The organism is Sphingomonas bacterium, from assembly GCF_903643065.1.
Taxonomy (GTDB): Bacteria; Pseudomonadota; Alphaproteobacteria; order Sphingomonadales; family Sphingomonadaceae; genus Sphingomonas.
The window spans coordinates 1-5,692 of the sequence record NZ_CAHJWX010000159.1; the positions used below are offsets into that span (position 1 = coordinate 1).

The 5,692-nt window shown below is 70.6% G+C and carries 5 protein-coding genes; 2 read left to right on the plus strand and 3 right to left on the minus strand.

Features of this window, described 5'->3' with window-relative positions:
• A partial coding sequence (locus HUU95_RS07020; protein WP_174279462.1) for a fatty acyl-AMP ligase occupies positions 1-1,567 on the plus strand: 1,567 nt, incomplete at its 5' end.
• 13 nt (positions 1,568-1,580) lie between these two features.
• On the opposite strand, the gene HUU95_RS07025 is transcribed toward HUU95_RS07020, so the two are convergent.
• Positions 1,581-1,958, minus strand: coding sequence for a DUF3592 domain-containing protein (locus tag HUU95_RS07025; protein WP_174279463.1), 378 nt, complete (start codon positions 1,956-1,958; stop codon positions 1,581-1,583).
• 37 nt (positions 1,959-1,995) lie between these two features.
• Entirely contained in the window at positions 1,996-2,589 is a 594-nt protein-coding gene (locus HUU95_RS07030; protein ID WP_174279464.1) for a hypothetical protein, read from the minus strand.
• Between the two features lie 149 nt (positions 2,590-2,738).
• Here HUU95_RS07030 and HUU95_RS07035 point away from each other — a divergent pair, with 149 nt between their 5' ends.
• Positions 2,739-5,102 carry a putative bifunctional diguanylate cyclase/phosphodiesterase gene (locus HUU95_RS07035; protein WP_254602666.1) on the plus strand — a complete coding sequence of 788 codons (2,364 nt, stop codon included), beginning with the start codon at positions 2,739-2,741 and terminating at the stop codon, positions 5,100-5,102.
• Positions 5,103-5,195: 93 nt separating this feature from the next.
• Here HUU95_RS07035 and HUU95_RS07040 read toward each other — a convergent pair whose 3' ends face one another.
• The gene (locus tag HUU95_RS07040; protein ID WP_174279465.1) at positions 5,196-5,543 is read right to left on the minus strand and encodes a DUF3140 domain-containing protein; all 348 of its coding nucleotides are present in this window, start codon (positions 5,541-5,543) and stop codon (positions 5,196-5,198) included.
• Between the last annotated feature and the right edge of the window lie 149 nt (positions 5,544-5,692).

Genomic DNA, 5,692 nt, shown 5'->3' on the forward strand with positions numbered 1-5,692 from the left:
CCGCTTCATCGCGGCCGGGATCGCGCCGGGGGATCGCGTCGCGCTGGTGGCGGAGACCGGGCCGGACTTCGCCGCGCTGTTCTTCGGCGCCGTCTATGCCGGCGCCTGGCCCGTGCCGCTGCCGCTGCCGACCTCGTTCGGCGGGCGCGACAGCTATGTGGAGCAATTGCGCGTGCAGCTCGACAGCTGCGCCCCCGCGCTGCTCGTCCACCCGCCCGAGCTGACCGACATGGGGCACGCCGCCGCCGCGCTGGCGGGCGTCGCGCACGCCGACTGGGCGGAGCTGGCCACCCGACCCGCGCCCGACGCCGCGCCCCCGATCGCGCGCGGCGACGACATCGCGTACCTTCAATATTCCAGCGGCTCGACGCGCTTCCCGCACGGCGTCGCGATCACCCACGCGGCGCTGCTCAACAATCTGGCGGCGCACAGCCATGGCATGGCGATCGACGGGGACGATCGCTGCGTCTCCTGGCTGCCCTGGTACCATGACATGGGGCTGGTCGGCTGCTTCCTGTCGGTGATCGCCAACCAGGTCTCGACCGACTATCTCAAGACGGAGGACTTCGCGCGGCGTCCGCTCGCCTGGCTCGACCTGATCAGCCGGCACGATGGCCACACGCTCTCCTACTCGCCGACCTTCGGCTACGACATCTGCGCGCGGCGCGTCGGCGCGCAAACGCCGGTGGCGGAGCGGTTCGATCTGTCGCGCTGGCGCATCGCGGGCAACGGCGCGGACATGATCCGCCCCGATGTGATGCAGGCGTTCGTGGATGCCTTCGCGCCCGCCGGCTTCCCGGCGTCGGCCTTCCTGCCCTCCTACGGCCTGGCCGAGGCGACGCTCGCGGTGACGCTGATGCCGCCGGGCGAGGGCATCCGCATCGAGCTGGTTGAGGAGACGCAGCTGTCGGGCGGCGGCGCGCTGGGCGGCGCGGACGGGCCGCGCCCGCAGCGCTTCCGCGCCATCGTCAATTGCGGCAAGCCCGTGCGCGACATGCGCGTCGAGATCCGCGAGGAAGACGGCGCCGCGCTGCCCGAGGGCGCGATCGGCAAGGTATGGTGCAGCGGCCCGTCGGTGATGGTCGGCTATTTCCGCGATCCCGACGCCACCGCCGCCTGCCTGGCACCCGATCCAGCCGGCGCGACGATTTGGCTCGATACCGGCGACATGGGCTATTTGTCGGACGGCTACCTGTTCATCGTCGGCCGCGCCAAGGACATGATCATCGTCAACGGCCGCAATCACTGGCCGCAGGACATCGAATGGGCGGTGGAGCAACTGCCCGGCTTCAAGGCGGGCGATATCGCCGCCTTCGCGATCACCACCCCGGGCGGCGAAGAGACGCCCGCCGTGCTGGTCCAGTGCCGCTTCTCCGACGCCGACGAGCGCCTGCGCCTGCGCGACCTGATTCGCGAGCGCGTCCGCGCGGTGACGGGCATGAACTGCGTGATCGAGCTGATCCCCCCCAAGACGCTGCCCCGCACCAGCTCGGGCAAGCTCAGCCGCGCCAAGGCCCGCAACCTGTACCTCAGCGGCGATATCAAGCCTTACGCGATGGCGGCGTGAGCGCCGCGCCGCGTCAGTAGCGACTTGACCGGATCCGGATGCCGACGCCGAAAACCACGACCGCGACGAACGCCGCGCCTAGCAACAGCGGCCCCAGCACGGGAAACCAGAGTTGCCAGAAGCCGCCGGCGGTCGCGGTGCCGGCCGGGTCGGCGGGATCGTAGATCAGGCGAACGGGCGTTCCCACCGGCCGGGCGCCCATCCCGTTCTGGCGATAACGGATCACCGCGCCGCCGGCGGCGCGGAACTCGATAGCGGGATGCGCCGTCGCCGTCACCACATGGCCGGTGGCGGTGCTCGCGCGTTGTACGAAGCGCGCCGTGGTCCAGCCTTGCCAGGCGCCGACCAGCAGCGTCGCGATCCCGATCAGCAGAAAGATCGCCGCACCCACTCTGCTATCCCTGTTCTCGCCGGTCACGCCCGCCTCCTCAGCCCTGCGGCCACATATAGCCGAGCTGGCCGGTGATGCCGGCGCTCGCCTGCACGCCGACGTTCCAACCGCGCGACAGGATCATCCCCCGGCACCGCAGCGGCGGCGCCAGTAGGCCCAGCACAGGGCTGCTGTGCATCGCCGCCGTGATCGCCAGCCACATTGGATCGATGCCGACCAGCATCGCCGACCCGGAATAGCCCAGGATCAACCCGGCGCCGGCATCCACCACGCTGCAGATGCCCTTGAAATCATCGATGGCCAGCTCGTCGTGCGGGCAGTCGCCCATCACGTACACCGCGCCGTGATTCCAAAATGCTTCGGGCGCGATGTTGCCGCCGACGTGATCGGACAGCCCGTGCGGATCAAGCCTGCCGGGATTGATACGTCCGATCTTGGGGATCTTGCGAATGCCGATGCTCAGCCCCAAGCCCGCCGCCCCGTAGCTGAAGCGTCGCTCCACGCCCTCCGGGTCCGCCAACACCACCGTGCCGCCGCTAGTAGCGACGAACTCAATGCCGAGCCCTCCAGTGCCTGAGGTGGTGAAAGTCCACCGGCTTCTACGCTTCACCGTCGTCGGTGGGTAGATCATCGCGACGTTCCGATCGTTGATGACCCGGACGATAGCGAGCGACCATGGAAACGCCAGCCCCAGCTTCGAACGCCGATCGCTCGCCCGCCGTCTGATCGACTCCTCGGAAGCAACCATCCGATAACCTTCGCCTGTTAAGGCGCGTGCTCGTGAACGCCGGCCCTTCTCCCCGCGCGCCGGTGGCGCAGATCGGATTTGCCGCGCTGCTGGGCCTGCGCGACGGGCCGGATCGCGCCGAATGGGGCGCGATCCGCGCGGCGCAGCTGCATGCCGGGCGGGAACTGGCCTTGTTCATGCTCTGCGCCAGCCTGCTCGCCGCCGGCGCCACCACCGCGCTGTTCCACCCCACCGTGCCGCCCTGGCTGCTCGGCGGCTGGGCCGGCCTCGCGGCGCTCGTCTCGCTCGGCGTCGCGCTTCGCCGCCTCGCCACGCGGCACCGCCGCGATGGCCATGCCACCACCGACGACCTGCGCGTCACCGCGTGGGAGGGCGCGCTGCTGGCGATCGTCTGGGCGTTGCCGCCGCTCCTGTTCCGGGCGCCGCTCGAATCGCAGCAGGCCTATGGCCTGTGGCTGATCCTGTCGGTGCTGATGAGCGCCGCCGCGCTCGCCATGGCGCCGCTCGCGCTCGCGACGTTGGTGTTCCTGGGAGGACTCGCCATCGCCGTCGCCGCGCATCTGGCGCTGGGCGGCGCCGATGCCGCCGCCAGCGCGACGTTGCTGTTCGCCGGCATCCTGGGCTGCACCTGCGTGTTGCGCGCCCGGTCGTTGGTGGTGATCCGCGCCAGCCAGCTCGCGCTGGAGGAGCGCGACGAGACGGTGAGCCTGCTGCTGCGCGAGACGGAGGATCAGGGCGCCGACTGGCTGTGGGAGACCGACGCAGCGCGGCGCGTGGTCAACGCGTCGGCGCGGTTCGCCTTCGCCTGCGGGCTGGACCTGCTCACGATCAACGGCATGCCGTTCCTGCAGGTGCTCGCCGGCCCGACCTGGGAAACGGGCGAGTTCGCCAGCGCGTTGCGGACGGTGGCGCAGAAGCTGAAGGCGCGCGAAGCCTTTCGCGACCTACGCCTGCCCGTCCACATCAACGGTGAGGAGCGCTGGTGGGAGATCGCCGCCAGCCCCCGCGTCGACGATCGCGGCGTGTTCGTCGGGTTCCGCGGCGTCGGCTCGGACGTGACGGAGCAGCGCCAGTCCGCCGACAAAATCAACCGCATGGCGCGCTTCGACACGCTGACCGGTCTGCCCAACCGGCTGCTGATCAACGAAACGCTGCAGCGCGCGATGGCGGAGGCCGAGCGGTGGAGCCGGCGCTGCGCGTTCATGATGATCGACCTCGATCGCTTCAAGGCGGTCAACGACACGCTGGGCCACCCGGTCGGCGATCGGCTGCTGAGCCGCGTGTCGGAGCGGCTGTCGCAACTGACGGGCGACAACGAGCTCTGCGGCCGGCTGGGCGGGGACGAGTTCGCGGTGGTGGTGCGCGACGCCACCGACACCGCCGCGATCGAGAAGCTCGCCAAGGCGATCATCGACGCGCTGTCGCGCCCGTACGAGATCGACCAGCACACGCTGTATATCGGCGCATCGGTGGGCCTCGCCACCGGCCCGCGCGACGGTCGCACCGCCGAGATGCTGATCCGCTCCGCCGACCTGGCGCTGTACCGCGCCAAGGACGCGGGGCGCGGCGTGTTCGTCGCCTACGACCCCGCGCTGCACCTCCAGGCGGAGGAGCGGCGCACGCTGGAACTGGCGCTGCGCCAGGCGCTAGCCAAGGGCGAGATGCACCTTCATTACCAACCGGTGGTGGACGCGGACACCGGCCGGCTGACCGGGTTCGAGGCGTTGCTGCGCTGGCAATCGGCCCAGTTCGGCAACGTGTCGCCCGCCAAGTTCATCCCGCTGGCGGAAGAAGCGCGGCTGATCGGGCCGATCGGCGAATGGGTGCTGCGCACCGCCTGCCTGGAGGCCGCGCGCTGGCCGGCGCCGACGCGCATCGCGGTCAACGTCTCCGCCGAGCAGCTCCAGAACCCACCCTTCGTCTCGACGGTGACGAGCGCGCTGGCGAACAGCGGCCTTTCCGCCGAGCGGCTGGAGCTGGAGGTCACGGAAAGCGTGTTCATGCACGAGGAGCTGGGTGCCACCAAGGTGCTCGACCGCTTGCTCGATCTGGGCATCAAGCTCAGCCTCGACGATTTCGGCACCGGCTATTCGTCGCTGGGCTATCTGTCGCGCACGCGCTTCTCGACGATCAAGATCGATCGCGGCTTCGTTAAGGGTGCGGCGAAGGGCGTGCGCGAGGCGCTGGCGATCATCCGCGCGGTGGTGGCGCTCGCCGACAGCTTGGGCATGGCGACCACGGCGGAGGGGGTGGAGACGGAGAGCGAGCACCGGCTGGTGCAGGAGCTGGGCTGCGCCAAGGTCCAGGGCTTTTATTTCGGCCGCCCGCTCCCCGCCGCCGAGGCCCGCGCGCTGGCGATGCGCGAAGGCGTGGAGCGCGAGCGTACGGCGGCGTGAGGCTACTCACATCCTCCCCGCGCGGGGCGGTGGCGCGCGGCGCCGCCGCGTGACGGAAAAGGTCCGGGGCTGGGTGCCACGGCGCCCGGGTCGTCACTTGCAGGGATCATGCCCCCAGTTCATCAGCGAGTAACGCCAGCGCGAATGCTCGATGTCCTCCGCCGGCCCGCCCTGCGCCAGGTGACGGTGCACATAGCCCGTCACCTTCTTCATGTCGGCCAGGTCGGCGTCGTTCAGCTCCGCCTTCTTCTTGCGCAGGATGGCGACGATGCGCGCGCCCTCTCGGTGCCCGACGCTCTCGCCCGGCCCCTTGCCGTCCGCACCCTTCCAGCCGACCGCCTGGCTGTCCTCGGTATCGAGCCACGTCTCCAGCGCGGCGGGCGTCATGTTCACCGCCTCGCGGAAGGCCTTCTCGATCGCCGCCTGATCCTCATCCGCCATCGTGTCGTCCTCCTGGGCGCCTAACGGCCCGCCCGGCTCAGGGTTGCCAAGCGAGCATGCCGGCATAGGTCTGGGGCGGCGCGGGCAGCGTCGCGCGCGCCCAGGCGCCCGTGAGCACGACGAGCGCCAGCGCGGCGCTCGCCGACCGG

Bases quoted from the DNA above. Each gene is read 5' to 3' on its own strand.
- HUU95_RS07030 (WP_174279464.1), bottom strand. From the start codon at position 2,589: ATGATCTACCCACCGACGACGGTGAAGCGTAGAAGCCGGTGGACTTTC.
- HUU95_RS07040 (WP_174279465.1), bottom strand. From the start codon at position 5,543: ATGGCGGATGAGGATCAGGCGGCGATCGAGAAGGCCTTCCGCGAGGCG.